General features: G+C 63.3%; 20 protein-coding genes, 1 CRISPR repeat array and 1 riboswitch. Of the genes, 14 read left to right on the top strand and 6 right to left on the bottom strand.

The features are described 5' to 3' along the window. Positions 1-194 precede the first annotated feature (194 nt). On the bottom strand, positions 195-1229 hold the full coding sequence (locus NYE40_RS21265; RefSeq protein WP_101807716.1) for an alpha/beta fold hydrolase: 1035 nt from the start codon (positions 1227-1229) through the stop codon (positions 195-197). A gap of 305 nt (positions 1230-1534) precedes the next feature. Here NYE40_RS21265 and NYE40_RS21260 point away from each other — a divergent pair, with 305 nt between their 5' ends. Further along, positions 1535-2305 (top strand): IclR family transcriptional regulator, encoded by a 771-nt coding sequence (locus NYE40_RS21260; protein WP_028598620.1) that lies wholly within the window; start codon positions 1535-1537, stop codon positions 2303-2305. A 250-nt stretch (positions 2306-2555) separates the two neighbouring features. Continuing rightward, positions 2556-3926 carry a dicarboxylate/amino acid:cation symporter gene (locus tag NYE40_RS21255; RefSeq protein ID WP_028598621.1) on the top strand — a complete coding sequence of 457 codons (1371 nt, stop codon included), beginning with the start codon at positions 2556-2558 and terminating at the stop codon, positions 3924-3926. Between the two features lie 157 nt (positions 3927-4083). On the opposite strand, the gene NYE40_RS21250 is transcribed toward NYE40_RS21255, so the two are convergent. After that, positions 4084-4674: a hypothetical protein gene (locus NYE40_RS21250; protein WP_028598622.1), complete on the bottom strand. Its 591-nt coding sequence runs from the start codon at positions 4672-4674 to the stop codon at positions 4084-4086. A gap of 5 nt (positions 4675-4679) precedes the next feature. Further along, positions 4680-4871: riboswitch (cyclic di-AMP (ydaO/yuaA leader) on the bottom strand. A gap of 208 nt (positions 4872-5079) precedes the next feature. Between NYE40_RS21250 and NYE40_RS21245 the strand changes: the two genes are divergently transcribed. From NYE40_RS21245 to NYE40_RS21195, 11 genes are all read left to right on the top strand, one after another. Beyond that, positions 5080-6198, top strand: a complete 1119-nt coding sequence (locus tag NYE40_RS21245) for an amidase domain-containing protein (RefSeq protein WP_339278906.1) — start codon at positions 5080-5082, stop codon at positions 6196-6198. An 87-nt stretch (positions 6199-6285) separates the two neighbouring features. Then, positions 6286-7413, top strand: coding sequence for a D-alanine--D-alanine ligase (locus NYE40_RS21240; protein WP_339278905.1), 1128 nt, complete (start codon positions 6286-6288; stop codon positions 7411-7413). A 78-nt stretch (positions 7414-7491) separates the two neighbouring features. Then, positions 7492-7809 carry a hypothetical protein gene (locus NYE40_RS21235; RefSeq protein ID WP_153784369.1) on the top strand — a complete coding sequence of 106 codons (318 nt, stop codon included), beginning with the start codon at positions 7492-7494 and terminating at the stop codon, positions 7807-7809. Further along, positions 7806-8822, top strand: coding sequence for a UV DNA damage repair endonuclease UvsE (uvsE, locus tag NYE40_RS21230; RefSeq protein ID WP_028598626.1), 1017 nt, complete (start codon positions 7806-7808; stop codon positions 8820-8822). The genes NYE40_RS21235 and uvsE overlap by 4 nt, the downstream gene beginning before the upstream one ends. A gap of 36 nt (positions 8823-8858) precedes the next feature. Beyond that, a complete protein-coding gene (locus tag NYE40_RS21225) occupies positions 8859-9680 on the top strand; it encodes a sulfite exporter TauE/SafE family protein (RefSeq protein ID WP_028598627.1) in 822 nt (273 codons plus the stop codon). A gap of 136 nt (positions 9681-9816) precedes the next feature. After that, a complete protein-coding gene (locus tag NYE40_RS21220; protein WP_028598628.1) occupies positions 9817-10653 on the top strand; it encodes an inositol monophosphatase family protein in 837 nt (278 codons plus the stop codon). A gap of 166 nt (positions 10654-10819) precedes the next feature. Continuing rightward, complete coding sequence (locus NYE40_RS21215) at positions 10820-11053, top strand: hypothetical protein (protein WP_028598629.1); 234 nt, start codon at positions 10820-10822, stop codon at positions 11051-11053. A gap of 5 nt (positions 11054-11058) precedes the next feature. Continuing rightward, positions 11059-11760, top strand: coding sequence for a sulfite oxidase-like oxidoreductase (locus NYE40_RS21210; protein WP_043111208.1), 702 nt, complete (start codon positions 11059-11061; stop codon positions 11758-11760). 180 nt (positions 11761-11940) lie between these two features. Then, positions 11941-12390: a MarR family transcriptional regulator gene (locus tag NYE40_RS21205; RefSeq protein WP_052333153.1), complete on the top strand. Its 450-nt coding sequence runs from the start codon at positions 11941-11943 to the stop codon at positions 12388-12390. Between the two features lie 63 nt (positions 12391-12453). After that, positions 12454-14082, top strand: a complete 1629-nt coding sequence (locus NYE40_RS21200; RefSeq protein ID WP_028598631.1) for an MFS transporter — start codon at positions 12454-12456, stop codon at positions 14080-14082. 105 nt (positions 14083-14187) lie between these two features. Beyond that, a complete protein-coding gene (locus NYE40_RS21195) occupies positions 14188-15015 on the top strand; it encodes a (2Fe-2S)-binding protein (RefSeq protein WP_028598632.1) in 828 nt (275 codons plus the stop codon). A 59-nt stretch (positions 15016-15074) separates the two neighbouring features. Here the strand turns inward: NYE40_RS21195 and NYE40_RS21190 are convergent, their stop codons facing one another. From NYE40_RS21190 to NYE40_RS21175, 4 genes are all read right to left on the bottom strand, one after another. Beyond that, complete coding sequence (locus NYE40_RS21190; RefSeq protein ID WP_028598633.1) at positions 15075-16367, bottom strand: dicarboxylate/amino acid:cation symporter; 1293 nt, start codon at positions 16365-16367, stop codon at positions 15075-15077. A 56-nt stretch (positions 16368-16423) separates the two neighbouring features. After that, positions 16424-17869 (bottom strand): NAD-dependent malic enzyme, encoded by a 1446-nt coding sequence (locus tag NYE40_RS21185; RefSeq protein ID WP_028598634.1) that lies wholly within the window; start codon positions 17867-17869, stop codon positions 16424-16426. 225 nt (positions 17870-18094) lie between these two features. Further along, positions 18095-18796, bottom strand: a complete 702-nt coding sequence (locus tag NYE40_RS21180; protein WP_028598635.1) for a response regulator — start codon at positions 18794-18796, stop codon at positions 18095-18097. Further along, the gene (locus tag NYE40_RS21175) at positions 18783-20405 is read right to left on the bottom strand and encodes a sensor histidine kinase (protein WP_043111209.1); all 1623 of its coding nucleotides are present in this window, start codon (positions 20403-20405) and stop codon (positions 18783-18785) included. Before NYE40_RS21175 ends, NYE40_RS21180 begins: the two co-directional genes overlap by 14 nt. A gap of 172 nt (positions 20406-20577) precedes the next feature. Here NYE40_RS21175 and NYE40_RS21170 point away from each other — a divergent pair, with 172 nt between their 5' ends. Further along, positions 20578-21657, top strand: a complete 1080-nt coding sequence (locus NYE40_RS21170; RefSeq protein ID WP_028598637.1) for a DctP family TRAP transporter solute-binding subunit — start codon at positions 20578-20580, stop codon at positions 21655-21657. A 186-nt stretch (positions 21658-21843) separates the two neighbouring features. Beyond that, positions 21844-22744: a CRISPR direct-repeat array (repeat unit 32 nt; unit sequence GTTTCAATCCACGCTCCCCAGCGGGGAGCGAC). Between the last annotated feature and the right edge of the window lie 148 nt (positions 22745-22892).

Genomic DNA, 22892 nt, shown 5'->3' with positions numbered 1-22892 from the left:
ATGAGCGGCAGGCGAAAAAAACCGCTCCGCTGCGCCGAGGCGGCGGCATCCGGCGCCCGTGTCCGGCCGGATCGAGCTTGCGAGGAAGAGGTTGGAGCCCTTCCCGTTCATGAAAAGCACGAAGCCGCCCCTGCGAGAGGAGCGGCTTCGTGCTTTTGGATATTTTCAAGTGTCGCGCCAATCAGGAATTCCGCTCAAGCGTCCAGACGGCCTTCCTGCTCCAGCGACTGGTTGACCTGGCTGAGGAACAGCGCGGCGCGCTGGATGTACTCCTTGGGATGCTGGCGGAACAGCAGCTCATGCTGGCCGCCGTTCACGATCCATTCGCGCGACAGCGGATTCGTCTGCCGGGATGCGATCGTCTCCGCATACTGGTAGGAGGCCTTGGCGTCCATCGTGCCGTGGATCATGTAGATCGGAATGGAGTAGTTCGTGCTCATGACCTGCTCGGCGGGAATCTTGTTGAAGTCGACGCCGGTCCAGAGCGGCAGCAGCTTCTCGATGAGCGGCAGCGACAGGCGCGGCAGGTCGATGATGTTGCGCACATTGTCGAACAGCGTGTCGGGGCTGGCCACGAAGGTGCTGTCGAGGATCATCGCATCGATCGCATCCGTCTGCAGGGCGGCCTGCAGCGCCGTGCCGGCGCCCATGCTGAAGCCCCAGACGACGACTTCCTTGGAGCCGTTCGCGCGGACGTAGTCGACGGCGGCGAGCAGCTGCTGAGACTCCTCCCAGCCGCCGGTCGCCGGAGCGCGGTACTGCTGGGAGGCATAGCCGTAATCGAACATCAGGACGTTATAGTTCAGCCGGTGGAGCAGGCTGGCGAGGTCGTACATCGGCACCCACGTCTCCTCGCGGTTCGCGCCGTAGCCGTGGCTCAGCACGATCGTCCGCTCGGACTCGCTCTGGATCGAGCGGCCGGGGGAGGAGGGGATGTACCAGCCGCTTACGGTCGTGCGTCCGCTGAGGCTCGGGAAGGTCACGTCTTCATAAGCGAGGCCTTTGGCCTCCATCGGATTGGAATGGACCGGGGCGACATAGGGATACGCGACCATCCATGCGATATAGCCGTGGAAGGCGACAATCAGCAGCAGCAGCAGGGCGGCGCCGGCCGACACGGCGGCTACGAGCGCATTGCGGCGCGTGTCGCGGCGAGGAAGCACGGAAGAGAGGGACGGGTCCAGCTGCAGCGGCGAGTTCAGCGGCGTATGCAGGGCAGAGCTGCTCATTTCGTCTTCCCCTCCCTTGTTTTGTAAGCGTTCTAGATCCTATGTACTACTACTGTATGCGTCTATTGTCCGGGCTGTCAATTCATGTCGAGCAATTGTTAAGCACTTGTAATGTTGCCGTAAAATGAAGCCGTTTCTTTACGAGATAAAGGAAACGAGTTATACTAGGAGAATCTTAGTTTCACTGAATGAAACCGAATCGGGGTAGACGGACTCCGCTTTCTCCCCTATAATGATAATGATTCTCAATGAGAACGGAGGAGCGTCATGGCCTTCTCCGCCCCGGAAAGAAAGCAGGTGAGCGCATGGAACCGTCCCGCAGCGGCAAGGCCGAGGATGGAAAATCGAATGTAAGGGCCGTCGAGAGGGCGCTGGATATCCTGCTCTGCTTTACGACGGAGAGCGACCTGCCGATGACCGAGATCGCGGAGCGGGTCGGGCTGCACAAGAGCACCGTGCACCGGATGCTGGCGACGCTGGAGGACAAGGGCTTCCTCGAGCGCGACCGCAGCTCCGAGCGCTACCGGCTCGGCATGCGCATCTGGGAGCTGTCGGCGCATCGGTCGCGGTCGGGCGACCCGGCGGTCATCTGCCTGCCGGAGATGGAGAGGCTGCGCGACACGCTCGGGGAGACGGTGAGCCTGTACGTGCGGGACGGCAGCGAGCGGATCCGCATCCAGGCCGTGCAGAGCAACCAGGCGATCCGGCGCGTGGCGCCGGTCGGCGTGCGGCTGCCGCTGTACGTCGGAGCCTCGAGCAAGGTGCTCATCGCTTTTGCCGAGCCGGCGCTGGCGGCGCAGATGATGTCCTTGGAGGCGCTGCCGCAAGGAATCGACCCGCAGTCGTTCCGCGAGCAGCTGGAGGAGATCCGTCGGCTCGGCTACGCGACGAGCATGGAGGAGCGCGAGCCGGGAGCGGCGGCGCTGTCGGCTCCGGTGTTCGACCGCAGCGGTCGGCTGGCGGCGGCGCTGTCCGTATCGGGACCGGCCGCGCGCTTCACGCCGGCCATCATACGCGAGCAGTCGGCGCTCGTCGTCCAGTCGGCGACCCGCATGGGCGCGATGCTGCCGGGCTGAGCGCCCTCGATTATGGCGTCTGCACAGGGATGCGGCGCCGATTCGTTTCCTATTACCCGCAGAGGCGGCCTGTGAAGGCGCCGGGCTCTGCGGGTTTTTTGGCGCGGGAGCTTGGAGTGCCTTGGTTCGGCGAGTTGGAGGCGTCGAAGCTTCATGCCAATTATTATTCATGGACTAAAATAAACGTTGACATAAGAAGTCAACCTCGCTAGTATACTATAGCATAGTAAATCACTAGGATATGAAGGGGATGGACTCATTGCCTGAAAACAACAACCTCGTGCATGCGTTCCAGACGAACTGGATCAGCCTGCTTGTCTCCCTCATCGTCATCGGACTGCTCGTCTGGCTGGCGCGGCGCCGCGTCGGTTTCGGCTATCGGGTGCTGCTCGCGCTCGGCATCGGCCTCGTCGTCGGCGTGACGCTGAACTCCTTGGAGATCGACGCCACGAGCATCAGCACGCTCGGCTCCATTTACGTCAACCTCATCAAAATGCTCGTCATCCCGCTCGTCGCCGTGCTGGTCGTCTCCAGCATCTCGTCGATCTCGAGCCTCGGGCAGCTGCGCAAGATCGGCACCAAGACGATCCTGCTCTTCATCGGCACGACCGGCGTGGCAGCGCTGATCGGCCTGCTCGTGGCGCTGGCGTTCAACCCGGGCTCGGGCATCGCCCAGGAGACGCCGGAAGGATTCGAGGCGCGGACGATTCCGACGTTCTCCGAGGTCATCCTGAACCTCGTGCCGTCCAACCCGATCGGCGACATGGCCGACGCCAAGGTTGTGCCGGTGCTGATCTTCGCGATCTTCATCGCCGTCGCCATCGTGCAGCTCAGCTCGCGCAAGCCGGAGGCGGCCGAGCCGGTGCGCCAAGTCATCGAATCGCTCAAGCAGGTCATGAACCAGGTGACCAAGTACATCATCCGCCTGACGCCATACGGCGTGTATGCGCTGATCGGCTCGATGGCCGCGCGCTACGGCTTCGATACGCTCAAGCCGCTCATCAGCCTCATTCTCGCGACGTATGTCGCGCTGCTGCTGCACTTCATCCTGACGTTCGGCTCGCTCGTCACGTTCTGGGCGAAGCTCAATCCGTTCAAGTTCCTGCGCAAGATCTACCCGACGATCGCCGTCGCCTTCACGACGCGCAGCAGCTACGCGACGCTGCCGGTCAACCTGGAGGTCATCACCAAGCGGCTGCGCGTGTCGCCGCGCATCGCCAGCTTCGTCGCGCCGCTCGGCGCGACGATGAACATGAACGGCTGCGGCGGCGTCTGGCCGGCGGTCGTGGCGATCTTCGTCGCCGAGGTGTACGGCGTGCCGCTCGGCATCTCCGACTACATCCTGATCGTGCTCGTCAGCACGATCTCCTCGATCGGCGTCGCCGGCGTGCCGGGACCGGCGTCGATCTCGACGACGGTCGTCCTGACCGCGCTCGGCCTGCCGCTGGAAGGGCTCGGCCTCGTGCTCGCGATCGACGCCGTCGTCGACATGGGCCGCACGGCGGTCAACGCGACCGGCACGACTGTGTCGTCGCTGCTCGTCGCCGTGTCGGAAGACGAGTTCGACCGCGAGAGCTACAACCGCGACGAGGAAGAGGAGCTGGAGCTGAGCCACGCGTAAAGCAGGGCGCAGCGGAATGAACGGGACGAAGCGGAGCTGGCTCCGCTTCGTCCCTGTTTTCAACTCGATGAACGCAGCGAAGCCCCCGAGGGACAAAGCCCTTCGGGGGCTTCCTGCATGAGCGGATCATGCGGCAGGGATCATCGAGTTGCCTGGATTACATCGAGTGCTGGATATGGATGTCGGAAGATTCGATGAGGTAGTGCCTTCTCCAGAAGGCGGTGGCGGGAAAGGGCATCGCTTCTCTGGAGCCGGGCTCCAGAGCCTTGCGCAAAAGACGGTCCCGATGATCGCTGATCCACTCGGCGTCATAATAGAGCACCGACATGACCTCGTCGCTCGGAACGCCGACGAACGATTGGAACCAGCCGCTCCAGCTCTGCCAGTCGGCGGGAGCCTCGGAGTAGGACATCGTGACGACGGCACGGTGCAGGCTCGAGCCTGCATAAAGATGAAGCGCGACCAGATAGTCGCCGCTGCCGCCTGCAAGCATCGCCGTGGTGCGGCTGATGAACAGGTCGATGCGGCGGATGCGGCGGTCGGGAGCGAGCGGCTCCTCGACCAGAAGAGCAGCGTGGCGGGCGTCGTGCCCCGCCTCCTCGATGACCTCGGACGCATCCAGTACGACCGGAAGCGGCAACGAGGCGGAGCAGGCGATTTCCTGCTCGGCGCAACAGGCGGCGGAGCGGTGGACGGCTCGCAGCCGTCTCGGCTCCGGACCGCCGGTGAAGCGTTCCTGCAAAGACATGGTCGAACCTCTCCTTTGGTTGCTTACGGGGTTAGCTGACGGATTCGGGCCAAGAGAGTAGCCCTACCAGGCGCAGTCCGCGGCGGCTTCGGCAGCCGCGCGTCGGGTGCGCGCCGGATTCACCCCGGCAGGCGCGACAAGGCGCCTGCGGTTGGTTCCCCCGCTTCCACTTTCGTGGAATTCAGCAGAATAGAAATGTGCTGAACTTTATCATACTTCAGGCCGGCCTGTCTTGTAAAAGGCTATATTTAGCGAAAATTCGATGAAATGCTGTCGGGAACTCGTCCATGCGGACCCATCGTCGCTCTAAAGCGCTCTCATGGAAAAGGATCATAATCCGGAGCGCATCCGTCATAGGATGGAAATTAAGATGGAGAAATAGCGCTTCGGAGAGGATGGGGAAGGATGGCGCGGATCAAGGTGGGAAAAAGGCCTCCGCAAGCCGATGCCGGCGGGGAGGAGCGACGGAGCGAGCCGCCCGCAGGCTGGCGCGGCGCCGTGCAGCACTATGTGCAGGCCTGCAACCAGGCCGAGGTGGAGCTGCGCGACAGCGCGCTCGCCGGAATCATGACGGACGCGGACCATCGGCTGCGCCTGCTGCACCGGCTCCAGCGGCAGCGCGAGCGGGCCGAGGAGCGGGATCTGCTCACCTCCCAATGCGAGACGCGGGCCGCGCTGGTCAAGGTCAACGAATCCGGCGCGGAGGTGTCGGTCGTGCTCCAGCTGCATCTGAAGCGGCATGTCCAGCACAAAGGCCGCCAGTATACGGAGGAGCGGATCGAGCGCGAGCGGATATGGCTCGCACCGGCCGGCGCGGACGGGAGCTGGCGGCTGACGCGGGTCGAGCCGCTCGTCGGCGAGCGGCGGCCGCGCTACGGCCATGCCGCGGCGGACAGCGCGCTCGCCGAGCACCGCTCCTACGGCAATGGCGGCGGCAGCGGCATCCAGCCGCCCGGCGCGCCGCGTCCTTTCCTTAACTATGGCGTCGTTCCGCGCATCAACACCCGCTCCCGCGCCTCCCGCTACCGGCGCGAGCTGGTCGCAGCCTACGCGGACCAGTGGTGGAACGAGCCGAATCCCGCTTACGAGGAATTCGAGGTCAACTGCACCAATTATGTGTCGCAGTGCGTCTTTGCAGGGGAAGCGCCGATGAACTATACTGGGAAAAGGGAATCCGGCTGGTGGTACAAGGGACGGACGGGCGGCCAGGAGCAGTGGAGCTACAGCTGGGCCGTGTCCAACGCATTCCAGCTCTACTTGAGCTTTCCGCGCTCGTCCGGCATGCGGGCGACGCCGGTGGAGAGCGCGGCGGAGCTGGAGCTCGGCGACGTGATCACCTACGACTGGAACGGCGACGGCCGCTTCCAGCACACGACGGTCGTGACGGCGTTCGACGGGGACGGCATGCCGCTCGTCAACGCCAATACGGTGCCGAGCCGCCACCGCTACTGGGATTACAAGGATTCGTACGCGTGGACGGAGCAGACCCGCTACCGGTTCTATCATTTGAGCGACAGCATGTAGCACGGCCAGGATGCCGGCAGCCGGTCCGCATGGGCGGACCCGGCTGTTGGCATCCTAATTTCTAGAGGGTACCGGAGGGCTAACATCATGGGAGAGAAGATTCGCGTCGGACTGGTCTACGGAGGCAAGTCGGGAGAGCATGAGGTGTCGCTGCAGACGGCGCTGGCGGTCATGGGGGCGTTCGATTTCGGCAAATACGAGATTCAGCCCTTCTACATCACCAAAACGGGCGAATGGCGCTCGGCAGGCGTGCTGCTCGCGGCTCCGGACAGCGTGGAGCAGCTGAAGCTGGAAGGCGGCGACAGCAGCCTGGCGCTCGCGCCGGTATTCCGCGGCCTGGCCCCTGCGCCGGCCGGCGAGTCGGCGCTGCAGGCGGCGGCCGCCGCAGCCGCGCCGGAGAAGGCGGTCGACGTCATCTTCCCGCTGCTGCACGGCACCTTCGGCGAGGACGGCACGATCCAGGGGCTGCTCGAGATGGCCAACATCCCGTACGTCGGCGCGGGCGTACTCGCCTCGGCGGTCGGCATGGACAAAATCACGATGAAAAAAGTGTTCGCCCATGAAGGGCTGCCGCAGTGCATCTACCGCAGCTTCAACCGCACGCAGTGGGAGAAGGACCATACGTTCTTCGTCATGGAGATCGAGGTCGCGCTCGGCTATCCGTGCTTCGTCAAGCCGGCGAACCTCGGCAGCAGCGTCGGCATCTCCAAGGCGAAAAACCGCGAGGAGCTGATCGCCGCCGTCGAGCTGGCGCTGCGCTACGACCGCAAGGTCGTCGTCGAGGAGTTCGTCGACGCGCGCGAGATCGAGGTCAGCGTGCTCGGCAACGACGAGCCGCGGGCATCCGTGCCCGGCGAGGTCATCAGCGGCGCGGACTTCTACGACTACAACGCCAAGTACGTCGACGGCACGAGCATCATGCAGATTCCGGCCGACCTGCCGGCCGAGACGGCCGAGGCGGTGCGCGAGATGGCGATCCGCGCCTATCTGGCGATCGACGGCTCGGGCCTGTCGCGCGTCGACTTCTTCCTTCGGAGGAGCGACGGCCAGCTGCTCATCAACGAGGTGAACACGATGCCGGGCTTCACGCCGTACAGCATGTACCCGCTGATGTGGAAGGAATCCGGCATGCCGTACCGCGAGCTGCTCGACACGCTGATCGAGCTGGCGCTGGCGCGCCACGCCGACAAGCAGAAGATCCACTACGGCGGCTGAGCCGCCTGAAGCGTGCTTTCCCCGGGCAGAGCCCTGCTCTGGGGAGGCGCTTTTTTACATAAAGAGGAGGGACAAGCGATGGGCTTCGCCACCGAGTTCAATTCCGTCTGCAAATTCAAGTCTGAGCAGGAGCTGTACGAGCTGCTGGAATACGGCAAGGGCAAGATGGTCAAGAGCGGCTTCCGCGTCTTTCCGACCGGCCAGAAGGTGATCGCGTACACGCCGGACAACCGCGCGATCGCGATCGTGCGCATCCTCGCCTCCATCGCCGAGATCAACTTCCAGGGCCAGGAGGTCACCCAGGTCGAGATGGAACTGGTGCGCAAGCTGACCGAGGAAGAGTCGCGCGTCCAGACGAACCTCGCGCATGAGATGTTCTTCGGAGAGCGGGGATGATCGTCCGCTTCGGCTTTGTCGCGATGAGCCTGCTGCTGGAGAACGCCTCCCCGTCGCGCACGATGACCTACACGAACTTCGCCAAGCTGGGCGACCGGGAGGCCGGCCTCGCCAGGCTGGAGCGCATCGCCGAAGACAACCTGCGCAGCACGCTGCGCATCTTGAACAACAACCGCTATTCGGACATCCACCTGTACCGGTTCTCCTCCAAGCTCATCCCGCTCGCCACGCATGAAGCGCTGAGCGACTGGGACCCGTATCCGGCGCTTGCTCCGGCGTTCGCCGACATCGGCGCGTTCGTGCGGAAGCACGGCATGCGCGTCAGCTTCCATCCCGACCACTTCTGCGTGTTCAGCACGCCGCGGCCGGAGGTGCTGCGCAGCTCGATCCGCGACATGGAGCATCATGTCCGCATGCTGGAGGCGATGGGGCTGGACGAGCGGGCCAAATGCAACATCCACGTCGGCGGCGCCTACGGCGACAAGGCCGTGTCGGGAGAGCGCTTCGTCCGCCAGTTCGGCGAGCTCGGGTCCGCCCTGCGCGGGCGCGTCACGCTCGAGAATGACGACAAGACGTTCACCGCGCGCGAGACGCTGGACATCGCCGAGCAGACGGGCAATCCGGTCGTGCTGGACATCCATCACCATTGGGTGAACGACGGCGGCGAGACGCCGGAGTCGCTGCATGGCGAGCTGTGGCCGCGCATCGCCGCGACGTGGCGCCGGGAGCAGGAGCGGCTCGGCTTGGGCGGCGGGCCGGAGGGGCTGCCGCCCAAGATCCACGCCTCCAGCCCGAAAAGCCTCCGCGATCCGCGCGGCCATGCCGACGGCGTGGAGCCGGGGCCGCTGCTCGCCTTCCTGCGGAGCGTAAACGGCTCGGTGCCGCATATCGACTGCATGCTCGAGGCCAAGGCCAAGGACCAGGCGCTCGCCTGGCTGATGGAGGAGATGCGCAAGCTGGAGGCGGCCGGACAAGGCGTCCGCGTCGTGGACGGCTCGACGATCGAGCTGTAGCGTTTTTTAGAGGATAGAAATGGGGAATCGCAACGCATGCTTGAATGGATCCTGATCTTGCTTACAGGCGTCGTCGCCTCGATCTTCGGCAGCATCGTCGGTCTCGGCGGCGGCATCATCATCGTGCCGGTGCTGCTGCTGCTCGGCCCGCAGCTGACCGGCGCGCCGATCCCGGAGGCGACCGCCGTCGGCACGTCGCTGGCGGTGCTCATCGTGACGGCGCTTGCCTCCTCGCGCACCTATGCCAAGCAGCGCAAGGTGGACTTCCGCAGCGCCTGGTTGCTGTTCATCACGAGCGGCCCGGGCGCGATGGCCGGCTCGGCGCTGACGTCGCAGTTCCACGGCCCGGCGTTCCAGCTCAGCTTCGGCATCTTCATGCTGCTGATGGCGCTGCTGCTCATCCTGCGCGACCGCATCAAGCCGTCCGCGCGCCAGTGGCCGGTGACGGTGCGCATGACCGACGGCGCGGGCATCGAGCATGTCTACGGCTACAGCCTGCCGCTGCTGCTCGGCATCGGACTGCTCGTCGGCATCGTCTCCGGCCTGTTCGGCATCGGCGGCGGCTCGCTGTTCGTGCCGGTCATGGTGCTGCTGTTCGCCTTTCCGCCGCATGTGGCGACGGCGACGTCGATGTTCGTCATCTTCCTGTCGTCGATCAGCGGCAGCGTCGTGCACGGCGCGATGGGCGAGATCGACTGGCTGCTCGTGGCGGCGCTCGCGCCGGGCGCCTGGCTCGGCGGCAAGGCCGGCGCCTGGATCGCCAGCCGCATGAGCGGCAAGGCGATCCTGTGGCTGCTGCGGGCGACGCTGCTCGTGCTGGCCGCGCGGCTCATCTGGCAGGGAGCTTCCCAGCTGTAGCGGAGAGCTTCGCGGGAAGTCGGGAAGTCGCTTGAATCCGAATACGGATGCCGTTCGTATACCGAGGAGGCATCCGTATTTTGCATTCGGACATTGGAAAGGCTTACATTTAGAGAAAAGGAAACGGGGGAGAAGCATGAACGAACCGATCGTAGGCAGCAAGAGCTTCGCGGCGGTGGCGATCAACTGCGCGTCCAAGGCGGGGGAATGGATCCAGTCCAAGCTGGGCGCCTACCAGACGCTCAAGGAGAAGCAGTCGCCCCATGATCTCGTCACCGAGGTCGACCGCGGCTCGGAGAAGCTGATCCGCAGCCTGATCATGATGAACTTTCCGGACCATTCCTTCCTTGGCGAGGAAGGGGTAGAGCCCGGTCCGGCCGCCTCCGCGCAGGCGCTGGAGGACGTGCGCGACGCCGAATATCTGTGGATCGTCGATCCCGTCGACGGGACGACCAACTTCGTGCACGGCTTCCCGTTCTTCACCGTGTCGATCGCGCTCGCGCGGCGCGGAGAGGTCATCCTCGGCGTCGTCTACGATCCTTCGGCGGACGAGCTGTTCATCGCGGAAAAAGGCAAAGGAGCCTATGTCCATGGCAAGCGCATGAGCGTGTCGGGCGAGGCGGCGCTGCGGACGAGCCTCGTCGCGACCGGCTTCCCGGCGGAGCATCGCGAGGCGCTGCCGCGCAACCTGGCGCAGCTGCAGCGGATCGCGCCGCAGGTGCGCAACATCCGCTCGGGCGGCTCGGCCGCGCTCCATCTGGCCTATGTGGCGGCCGGCAGGCTGAGCGGATTTTGGGAGGTCGGCCTGAGCAGCTGGGACATCGCCGCGGGGGCGCTGCTCGTGCAGGAAGCGGGCGGACGCATCGGCGACCAGAACGGGGAGCCGTACCATCTCGGCGTGCGCGACGTGCTGGCGACGAACGGCCTCATCCACGAGGAGCTGCAGGCCGAGCTGGCCGCGCCCTCGGCATGACGGGAGCTTCCGCAGCCGCTCGCGCCTGACCGGAATCCGGATCTCCGGGGCGGACGAAAGACGAGGGAGCGATTCGGCTATAGCCGTTTTGCGCATGGCGCTTCGGGGCAAAATAGGCTACACTAGCGGTAGGAATCATCAAACGGACAAGCATGGAGGGATACACATGACCGAACGCAACGAATCGGCGGAAGTCCAGGCGGACGGAGCGGCGGCGGAAGCCGAAGCCCAGCCGAAAAAAATGTCGCTGGCCGCGGCGGCCAAGCTGAAGCTGCAGCAGAAGAAGCAGACGCAGGCTGTCGGCAAGCAAGGCCAGAGCGGCGCCCAGGGCGGAGCGAAGGAGCTGCGCAGCCAGCTCAACAAGAAGCCGAACAACCAGCGCCGGCGGATGGGCGTCTAACGCCGATGGCTCAGCCTTACGAGAGCGACAAGGCGGAGCGCCTGAAGCGCAATGCGGCGGCGCTGCTCCAGAAGATCAAGCCGGACGCCAAATACGGCGACCGCGTGCCGCCCGGCCAGACGGTGACCGACCGGTTCCCGATCCTGCACGAAGGGGCGGTTCCGGCCTACGACATGTCGACCTGGGACCTGCGCGTGACCGGCGCGGTCCGGGAGGAGCGCCGCTTTTCGTTCGCCGAGCTCGAAAGCCTGCCGCGCGTGAGCGTCATGCGCGACATCCACTGCGTCACCCGCTGGTCCAAGATGGATACGGTGTGGGAGGGCATCCTCTTCCGCGACTTCCTGCGGCATCTGGGCATCGAGCCGCTGCCGGAGGCCAAGCATGTAATGGTGTACGGCGACTACGACTACGAGACGAACGTGCCGCTCGCCGATCTGATGGGCGACGACATCCTGCTCGCCTTCCGCTACGGCGGGGAGCCGCTGACGGACAAGCATGGCGGGCCGCTGCGCCTCGTCGTGCCGCATCTGTACTTCTGGAAGAGCGCCAAGTGGCTGCGCGGCTTCGAGTTCATGACCGAGGACCGTCCGGGCTTCTGGGAGCGCAACGGCTTCCACAACGAGGCCGATCCGTTCCGCGAGCAGCGCTACTCGGAGGAAGGCTTCGAGCTGCCCGAGGACGAATGGGTCCACAAGGACTACGATTGAGCGGGACGGACCTTTCGTCCGCCCGCTGCCAGACTTCGACCTTTCCGGCCGGATCGCCTGGACATGCATGCTGACCGCCTCGCATTCGCGAGGCGGTTTTTTCATGCTTAAAAGTATTTGACACTGATATAGTTAAAGGAGTATAAATATATTATTGATTTAACAAAAGGAGGCGCGCGAGTGAAAGAGGAGGCCAAGCGATTTCACGCCGCCGTGCAAGCCTTCATCCAGACGATGGAGATGTCCATGCCGGAGCTGCTCAAGGAATGCGGCATGACGCGGACGCAGCTGTTCGCGCTGCATCTGGTCAAGGTCAAGGGACCGTGCAAGCTGGCGCTGATCGCCGACAAGCTGGAGGTCAAGCCGAGCGCCGTCACCGTCATGATGGATCGGCTGGAGTCGGGCGGATGGGTAAGGCGAAAACCGGACACCGTAGATCGGAGAGCTGTTTTTGTGGAGATCACGGACGAGGGCAGGAAGGCGCTGGAGAAGTTTCAGCAGCTGAGGGAAAAGCTGATCGAGCGGAGGCTCGTCAAGCTGACCGTGGAGGAGCAGCGCACGCTCTCCGGCCTGATGGAGAAGCTGGCCGAGGACGTGCCGGCGGAGGGCCAGAGCGCGGCGGAAGCTTGAGGCGGCGCCAAGGCGCGGCCGAATGGCGGACAAAGAAAAGAAACGAGGAGAACGAGAGACATCATGGAACATTTAACGCATAAACGAAAGCTGTCGATCATGATCGCCGTCATGGCGGCCATGTTCTTCGCGGCCATCAACCAGACGATCACGAGCACGGCGATGCCGCGCATCATCGCGATTCTGGACGGCATGGAGTACTACACCTGGACGATCAACATCTACCTGCTGACCTCGACGATCGCCACGATTCTCGTCGGCAAGCTGTCCGACATGTTCGGACGCAAGCCGTTCATCCTGGCGGGCATCCTGCTGTTCATCATCGGGGCGTTCCTGACGGGCACGTCCAGCGACGTCTATCAGTTCATCACGTACCGCGGCATCCAGGGCATCGGCGCCGGCATCATCCAGTCGACGGCGTTCATGGCGGTCGGAGACTTGTTCTCTCCGCGCGAGCGCTCCAAGTGGATGGGCCTCATGACCGCCGTCTTCGGCTTCTCGAGCGTGCTCGGCCCGACGCTCGGCGGCTATCTCGTCGACCATCTCGACTGGCACTGGCTGTTCTGGATCTTCCTGCCGCTCGGCGTCGTCGCGTTCGCGATGATCTGGGTGCTCTTCCCGAAAATCGAGCGCGTCAAAGGGGAGAAGATCGATCTTCTCGGCTCGTTGTTCCTGACGACGACGATCGTGCCGCTGCTGCTCGGATTCTCCCTGGCCGGCCCGAATCATGCGTGGGGCTCGCCTGAGATTCTGGGACTGTTCGCAGCCGCGCTGGTGTCCGGCTTCATCTTCGTGATGGTCGAGCGCTACGCCAAGAGCCCGATCCTGCCGCTGCATCTGTTCAAGAACGGCATCGTCACCGTCTCGAACCTCATCGGCTTCCTGATGAACTTCGGCATGATGGGCGCGCTTATCTACCTGACGTTCTTCGTCCAGGGCGTGCTTGGCATCTCCGCCACGTACTCCGGGTACGTCACGATGCCGATGTCGATCTTCATGGTCGTGACGAGCGCGCTCATCGGACAGCGCATCTCCAAAAGCGGCAAGTACAAGCGCTACGCTCTGATCGGCGTGCCGATCATGATTCTCGGCATGGGCATCATGGTCCTCATGAACAGCGTCGGCATGGCCGTGCTGAGCATGTGCATCTTCGGCATCGGCATCGGCATGGGCATGCCGGTATTCTCGCTGGCCACCCAGAACGCAGTGGCGCATACCGAGCTCGGCGTCGTCACGGCGTCCTCGCAGCTGTTCCGCAACCTGGGCGGCACGATCGGCATCGCCGTCATGGGCACGGTCATGTCCAATACGCTGACCAAAAACCTCAAGGATACGCTGACCTCGCCGAACATGCCGGACCTGAGCCAGCTCGATCCGACCGTCGCGCAGCAGCTGACCGGGTTCGCCAACCCGAACTTGCTCATGAACAAGCCGCTCATCGACGAGACGGCAGCTGGCCTGCCGGAGCAGGCGCGGACGCTGTTCCTGCAGCTGATCGAGCAGTTCCGCGGCGCGCTCGGCGACACGCTGGCGCTCGTCTTCCTCGTCGGCACGCTCGTGCTCTGCGTCTCGCTCGTGCTCGTGTTCTTCCTGCGGGAGATTCCGCTGCGCACGACGAACCAGACCGCTCCGGCTCCGGCCGAAGGCGAAAGCGCCGGCGCGGCGGCAGGCAAGCTGCAGAGCGAGAGCTGATCGCCTGCAAGGAGATGAAGAAGAGCCTTTTCGGTCCCCGACCGGAAAGGCTCTGTTTTTTTGGCTGAAGCCGTTGTGGTAAGCTGAAGGAAGGAAAGGCATTATGTGGACGAGGTGATCGGCGTGGCGCAAGAGACGGCAAGCTTCGATTTCGGCATCATCAAGATGTATTACCATATCTCCCCGGAGGGGGCGGACGAGCCTCTGTTCGAGATGGACGCGGACCGCTTCTTCGACGCGGAGTCGCTCGGCGGGGCGCTGGATCTCGGAGGCGCGACCGTGCAGGCGACGAGCCGGGCGCTGCCCGCTTCGTTCGTCGGGACGACGATCGGCAAGCTGCTGCTGACGCAGGCTTATCTGTATGCGATGTACGAGTCGATCCTCGACCTGTCGCCGGAGCGGCTGACGTTCCAGGTCGAGGCGCATGACGATCATGCGCATCTCGGCTTCCGCATCAAGGAGCTGCTGCCTCAGCCGGTTCCGTCCGAACGGGCGGAGGAGCTGCTGGCGGCGGCGTGGACGGACTATGTGCGGTCGTTTGTCAGGCCGGCGGTCGAGGCCGTGTCGGAGGCGTCGGGGTTGAAGGCCGCGGCGATCTGGCAGCAGTACGGCGCCATGAGCGAGTACATGAAGGAGTTCGCCGGCACGATGCCGCTGCCCGAGCCGGTGCGGGAGCGCATGGCGCTTGCCTTCCGCGTGCTCGCCGAGGGCATCCCGGCGGAGGCGTTCGGCACGAGGCGCAACCCGTTCGTCCATAAGGCGCGGTATTGCGACAATCCGTACCCGACCGGCGGCGACAAGCTCATGATGCAGTCGTCCTGCTGCCTGTACGACCAGCGCGAGGGCGGCCAGAAGTGCTACACCTGCCCGATGCTGACGCCCGAGCAGCGCGCGGAGCGGCGGGTGCAGGTGCAGGCGGAGCTGGCGGGGTAGACGGCGGGATACGCAAGAGCGGCATGACGTGCCGGGAAGCGAATCCGGTCCCGCCCGGCTCAAGCTTCGACAGAAGCGGAATGGCCGGCAGCAGTCCCTGTTGCTAGGCCAGGCTCCTTGGAGGACTGGAACTGATTTTCGCTCTTGGCGATGACGACGGTCGCCACCGAGTTGCCGATCAGGTTCGTGATGGCGCGGGCCTCCGACATGAAGCGGTCGACGCCGATAAGCAGCGCGATGCCCTCGAGCGGAATCGGATGGCCGGGCAGAGCGGCCAGCGTAGCCGCAAGCGTGATGAAGCCGGAGCCGGTCACGCCTGCCGCTCCTTTGGAAGTGAGCATGAGCACGCCGAGGAAGGTCAGAATCTGGAGGAGCGTCAGCTCGATGCCATAAGCCTGGGCGATGAACAGCGCCGCCATCGAGAGGTAGATGCTGGTGCCGTCCAGATTGAAGGAGTAGCCGGTAGGAACGACGAGCCCGACGACGGGCTTGGAGCAGCCGTAGGTCTCCATCTTGTTCATCAGGCGAGGCAGCGCGGACTCGGAGGAGGAGGTGCCGAGCACGAGCAGGATCTCCTCCTTGATGTGGCGGATCAGGCCGAAGATGCTGAACTTGTAGTAGCGGGCGATCAGGCCGAGTATGACGATGATGAACAGGAACATGGTCATGTACGTCGCGACCATCATTTTCCCCAGCGACAGCAGGGAGCCGAGACCGAATTTGCCGATCGTATAGGCCATCGCTCCGCCTGCCGCATACGGAGAGAACCTCATGATGATGCCGACGATTTTGAAGAAGATCTCGTTCAGCTTCTCAAAAAACTCGGTCACCGGACGGCCTTTCTCGCCGATCATGGAAAGCGCGAGGCCGAACAGGACGGAAAAGAACAGCACCGGCAGCATCTGTCCGCTCGCCATGGCAGCGATCGCGTTGTCGGGAATGATGCCGAGCAGGAAGTCCTTGAAGCCATGCGAGGTTTCGGAAGCCTGCTGCGCGTAGCCGGCTACCGCATCGGACTTGCTGTCGACGCCGGAGGTGTCGATGCCGTCGCCGGGACGGATCAGGAAGGCGACAGCGATGCCGATCGCCATGGCGAAGGTGGTGACGAGCTCGAAGTAAAGCAGCGCTTTGCCGCCGATGCGGCCGATCTTTTTCATGCTGCCCATGCCGGCGAAGCCGATGACGATCGTGAAGAACACGATCGGAGTGATGACCATTTTGATCAGCTTGATGAAGACGTCGGCGAGCACCTTGAGCGAAGCCCCGAAGCTCGGGAAGAAATACCCGATGGCGATGCCGATCACGATGGCGGTCAGCACCTGGACCGTCAGGTTTCTGAAGTTGATTTTCATCGGAATCCCTCTTTCTGGGCTGGTCGATGGTCAGGCTTGATGGCGGATGGCGGTCCTTAGATCGGAGTCGGAGACGAAGCCCTCGGCTTGGAGGGAGTTTCCTTGCGGGCGACGCCGGAGGCGTACGCCGCTTCGATGACCGCCTCGCGCACCCTCTCCACGACCAGGTGGTTGAACACGCTCGGAATGATATACTGCTCGTTCAGCTCCTCGTCCGTCACGACGGAAGCGATCGCTTTGGCGGCAGCGAGCTTCATCTCCTCCGTGACGCGGGAGGCGCGGCAGTCGAGGATGCCGCGGAAGATGCCCGGGAAGCAGAGCACGTTGTTGATCTGGTTCGGATAGTCGGAGCGGCCTGTCGCCATGACGCGGACGTAAGGCGCGGCCTCCTCCGGCAGAATTTCGGGAGTCGGGTTCGCCATCGCGAAGACGATCGGGTCGACGGCCATTTTTTTCAAATCCTCGGCCTTCAGCACGCCGGGACCGGAGACGCCGATGAAGATGTCCGCGTCCTCGATCACGTCGGAGAGGCTGCCCTCGAGCCGGAAAGGATTGGAGTTGTCGGCATACCACTGCCAGAATTCGTTGGCGTAGCTCTTGCCGGGGACGAGGGCGCCCTCGCGATCCACGCCGATGATGTTGGTCACGCCTGCGGCCATCAGCATCTTGGAGCAGGCCGTGCCGGCGGCGCCGATGCCGCATACGACGATCTTGCACGACTCCAGCGTCTTGCCGGTAAGCTTGACGGCATTGAGCAAGCCGGCCAGCAGCACGACGGCGGTGCCGTGCTGGTCGTCGTGGAAGACAGGAATATCGAGCTCCTCCGCCAGCCGCCGTTCGATCTCGAAGCAGCGCGGAGCGGAGATGTCCTCCAGATTGATGCCGCCGAAGGTCGGGGACAGCGCTTTGACGATTGCGATAATTTCTTCGGTGTCCTGCGTGTTCAGGCAGATCGGGAACGCATCCACCCCGGCGAACTGCTTGAACAGGACGGCCTTGCCTTCCATGACCGGCATCGCGGCCTGCGGTCCGATATTGCCGAGGCCAAGCACGGCCGAGCCGTCGGAGACGACGGCGATCGTGTTGCGCTTGATGGTCAGCGTATGGGCGCGCGACGGCTTTTCATGAATGGCCATGCACACTCTTGCCACTCCGGGCGTATAGACGCGGGACAGATCGTCCCGATTTTTGATCGGCGTCTTGGGCGTCGTTTCGATCTTGCCTCCGATATGGAGGAGGAACGTCTGGTCGGATACCTGCAGCACGCGGACGCCCGGCAGCCGGCCGACGGCCGCTGCGATCCGGTCGGCATGACTCCGTTCGTACACGTTGACGGTCAGGTCGCGCACGGTGGAGGCGGCGTCCGACCGGGTGACGTCGATCGCGACGATATCGCCCCCGGTATCGCCGATGACGGTAGCGATCTGGGCGAACGAAGCGGTGGAGCGGCTGAGCTCCAGCCGGAGTATGATCGGCGTGGAAGCTCCTGCGGGGATGGACATAGGACGGCACATCCTTTTCATGGATATAAGATAAGGTTCAGGGTTGGAAAGCGGGTCTGCCTTTCATGATATCGCTTTCAATTGAAAGCGCTAGCATGCGGTCATAATGGTTGTTTTGGTCTTTATGGTCATGGGGGAGCAGGTCGTCCGAGGGGAGCCGATCGCTCTGCCGGAAAGCAAAAAACCGCAGCCGGGGCGGCTGCGGTTCTCGATGAGGCATGTAGCTCAGCTTTTGTCCAGAGAATAAAGGTTGACCGGCCTGCCGAGGCCGTATTGCAGCTGAAGGCGGAGCTGGCCGCTCTTGGCCAGATGCTCCAAATACCGTCTGGCGGTAACGCGGGCGATGCCGACATTCTCGGCGACGCTCTCAGCCGATACGGCTTCCTCCTGCAGCGCGAGATAACGCAGGATATGCTCCAGCGTTGCGGCCTGCAATCCCTTCGGCAGGCTGCCTCCGTTGTCGGAGGCAGGCGCGGAGGCTGACGCGGATAGGGGACCGTGCAGGAAGCGGTCCAGCTCGCCCTGATCCAGCTGGCCGCCGTCGGCGAGCTGCCTGCTGCGCTGGCGCCAGCGCAGCAGGGCTTCCCGCACGCGCTCCGCCTTGAACGGCTTCATGATGTAGTCATCCGCACCGCCTTGCACCATCGAGCGGATCGTGTCCCGGTCGTTGGCGGCGCTGATGACGATGACGCCGGCGGCATGGCCTTCGCTGCGCAGCTGCCGGAGCGTCTGGATTCCGTCGAGGCCCGGCATGTAAATATCGAGAATGACGAGGTCCGGGTTCATCTGGCGGATCAGCTCCATGCCTTCCCGTCCGCTGGATGCGGTGCCGGTGACATGGAAGCCCTCTACCGATTCCACGAACTGCCGGTTCACCTCGCGCACCATGGGATCGTCTTCGATCAGGACGACCTTAATCCTCTTCATGCTCGCTTCTTCCTTTCTTCGGCCGACTCTCCTCTGTCATCGGAAAGCTCAGCGTGATGGACGCGCCGGCGCCAGGCGCGGATTCGACCCGGATCGTTCCGCCGCCTTTCTCCGCGATGCCGGCGATGAGGAACATGCCGATGCCCCTTCCGTCTCCGGGCTTGGTGCTGAAGCCGCGCTCGAACATGCGCTGGCGGACGAGCTCGTCCATGCCGCAGCCGTTGTCCTCCACCAGCATCGAGAGCTGCTCGTCGTCTTGCTCGAGGCTGACGAGCACCCGCCGGGGCTCCGGAGCGGACGCCAGCGAATCGAAGGCGTTTTCAATCAGGTTGCCGAGCAGGACGACGAAGTCATGATGGTCGAGATGCTTGGGAAACCGCTGCAGCCGGCTGTGCGGATCGATCCTCACGTCGATGCCGAGCTCACGGCCCCGGCTGATCTTGCCGAGCAGCAAGCCCGTCAGGCTGTCATGGAAAAAACGGGTGCCGAGAAACCGGTTCAGCTGCTCGCGTTCGTCCGACATGCGGAACAGGTAATCAAGAGCTTTTTCGCCTTGTCCAAGCTGGATCAGCCCGCCGATCGTGTGCAGGCGGTTCATATATTCATGGTTCTGAACCCTTACCGTCTCTACGAGCGCTTTGACCCCGGTCAGCTCCTCCGCCATCCGGGCGACCTCGGTCCGGTCCTGGAAGATGGCGACGGCACCGACGGTATGCCCCTGCACGCGGATCGGCACGCGGTTGCTGACGATATGCTGGCCGCCGATGAAGATTTCCTGCTGGTAGACCGGAGCATCCAGCTCTAGAATCTCGGGCAGCCGGGTATCGGGGAGAACGTCGCGGATCGGCCGCCCGACCACGTCGCCTCCGATATGGAAAATCTGTCGGGCCCGTTCGTTGAACACGGCAATCCGCTCGTCGTTATGGATGGCGATGACGCCCTCATGCATCGCGTGGAACGTCGCATCCCGCTCCATCAGCAGCCGCGCGATTTCCAGCGGCTCCATATCGAACATCTCTTTTTTGATTTGCCTCGCGAGCGCCCATGAGCCGGCCAGGCCGACGAGCAGCGACAGCAGCAGGACAGTGGAGATTTGCCCGGCGAAGGGCAGGATGACCTCCCTCGGCGAGGGGAGGACCCGGCCGACCAGAACCGTGCCGATCTGCACATGCATGCTGTCCATGACCGGGACGAAGGCGCGCAGCGCGGTGCCGAGCTCGCCCTTTGCCTTGGAGACATAGCTGTGCTCGGCGAATGCCGGTCCTTCGTCGGTTCCTCTGGAAAAGGTGCCCACCCGGTCCGGAACCGGATGCGACAGCCGCTTATGCTGCATGTCCAAGACGACCACATAGGTGGCGTCATGGATGATGCCGATTTTTTCGGCGGCCTCCCGCAGCTTGGGCTGCAGGGCCGCATCCTCCAGGCCGGCGACGATAACCGGAAGGCTGGCCGCCGTCTTGGCGGTGACGAGCAGCCGCCTGCCGAGCTCCTTCTCCTGCAGGTGGAGAATGCTGCCGACTGCGACGCCGCCGCCGGCAGCAAGCGCGAACAGCACGACGCCAAAGGAGAGCAGGGCGATTTTCCAATTGATTTTAAGCTGCTTCAGCATGGTCGGGCCTGTCTCCTTGCGTTGGAATAAGAGCGGCGCCTCTTTTTCCTCATCATACACCAGAGCTTGAGGCATGCAAACCGGCGGGGAATTCGGCCAAGGGCTTCTGCAAAAGAGGGCGGATAGGGTAAGATGATGTCCAAACAGGCTAGGACGGGGGGCTCGTGTCGGAATGGGGAAATGGCGATTCAAGCTATGGGGCGGAGGGCTGCTGCTGGCTGCTGCCGCCGTGCTGACGATCTTCTGGCTTGGGGGATACAAGCTGCCCGGCCCGCTGCCGGTGGACGACGAACAGACGGGCTTCAGCGGCAGGCATGTCATCAAGTTCAGCTATGTCGTCGCGGAGAACACGCCGAAGGGGCTCGCCGCGCAGCGGTTCGCGGACCTGGTGGAGGAGAAGTCCGGAGGCAAGGTGCAGGTGCAGCTGTTTCCGAACGGAACGCTGTACACGGAGCCGGACGAGCAGGCTGCGCTGGCGCGCGGGGATGTGCAGATGATCGCTCCGGCCTTCTCCAATCTGTCGACCCGCATGCCGGAGTGGAGCGTCATGGACCTGCCCTTCGCTTTCCCCACGGAAAAGGCGGTGGAGGAGGCGTTCGGCGGCGAAGTCGGCTCGATGCTGTTCAAGCGGCTGGAGAGCCGAGGGATGATCGGACTCGCCTTCTGGGGCAACGGATTCAAGCAGATGACCGCGAGCGATCGGCCTTTGGAGCATCCGCAGGATTTCCGCGGCCTAAAATTCCGCATCCTTCCTAGCCCGATCATCGACGCGCAGTTCCGGTCTTTGGGAGCGGCTACGGCGGATATTCCGTTCAACAGCGTGTACAAGGCTTTCGAAAGCGGGACGGTCGACGGCGGGGAGAACACGATCACGAATATTTACAGCAAGAAGTTCTATCAGGTGCAAAACTATATGACGGTCAGCAATCATGCGTACCTCGGGTACGCCGTGGTGATGAACCTCTCGTTCTGGGAAAGCCTGCCGTCGGATGTGCAGGGCATCATCCAAGAGGCGATGCGGGAGACGACCGGGTGGGCCAACGAGAGTGCGCGGGAAATGAGCCGCAAGGAGCTGGCGGAAATGAGGAGCGGCCGCCTGATGAGCATCATCGACCTGGGAGAGGCGGAGCGACGCGAGTGGATGGACTTGTGGGAGCCGCTGTACGGACAGGCGGAGAAGCTCGCGGGGCGCGAGCTGATGGACGCGGTCCGGCGGCTGCGGAGCAAGTATGAGAGCCAAGGCGGGGAGTGACGGGGGAAGCTGCCCGTGGTTCGGCGACCGGCATCAGCGGAGTTCTGTGTTAACCGATGCCCTCAGGCGAGACCTGCGTAGTCTGCTTCTTCGCGTTGTCATATTGGTTGTTTCGGTTTACGCTCCCCGCTGGGGAGCGTATTTATTTTGGAATTTTGGAACTTTGGAATTTCAAGTGAGCTTTGTTTCAATTCACACGCTTCCCAGTGGGGAGCGACGGATGTCAGTCTTTTTCATGGGTATCCTCCTTGAGTAGTTTCAATCCCCCCTCCCCAGCGGGGAGCGACCACTACGAGGCCATGCAGTGGGAGAGCACCGCGCAGTTTCAATCCACGCTCCCCAGCGGGGAGCGACGGATGACGCCATGAGCATCCGGCTGACGTGGACGGTTTCAATCCACGCTCCCCAGCGGGGAGCGACGGCTCATGTGCACACCCAAACGTAAAGGGGGTCTGTTTCAATCCACGCTCCCCAGCGGGGAGCGACAAAAATCCTAGAGTTAAAATAAAAGTCAAATAATAGTTTCAATCCACGCTCCCCCCAGCGGGGAGCGACCGGCGCCACGCCCGTCGACGGATCAAGCCAAATGGTTCAATCCACGCTCCCCAGCGGGGAGCGACGATCGTTACCGGGCTGCTTGCGCTGTACGAGGTCTGGTTTCAATCCACGCTCCCCAGCGGGGAGCGACAGCTTCTGGCTCTCATGGACAAAACGACATGGATGTTTCAATCCACGCTCCCCAGCGGGGAGCGACAACAGCACGAGCGGCAAATGCAGCTGCAAAGTCAGTTTCAATCCACGCTCCCCAGCGGGGAGCGACAGGGACAGGTCGAGAGGGCGATCAACCTGATCGAGTTTCAATCCACGCTCCCCAGCGGGGAGCGACGCGTCGGCGTGCTACTCTGAAATCACTTTCGGCAAGTTTCAATCCACGCTCCCCAGCGGGGAGCGACAGCGTCAGGACGCTGTCCAGGCCGTTCGCTTCGCGGTTTCAATCCACGCTCCCCAGCGGGGAGCGACGAGATTCGTCGCTTTCCCACCCCAGGGGATCGTCGGTTTCAATCCACGCTCCCCAGCGGGGAGCGACAGCAAAAAATAACGCTTCCATACCCCTTGGGGTATAAACTAGCCAGTTCCTATACTGATTAGACATAGGAAAGATCTTGACAATCATTAATTAAGGTGAAATGGCATTCATTTCGACAATTTTCGAGGTGCGAATCCCCCAGGGATTC

The sequence above is a fragment of the Paenibacillus sp. FSL W8-1187 genome, assembly GCF_037965485.1.
Taxonomy (GTDB): domain Bacteria; phylum Bacillota; class Bacilli; order Paenibacillales; family Paenibacillaceae; genus Paenibacillus_O; species Paenibacillus_O pasadenensis.
Note: the sequence above shows the minus strand (reverse complement) of the source record. Positions and strands in the feature narration are given on the sequence as shown.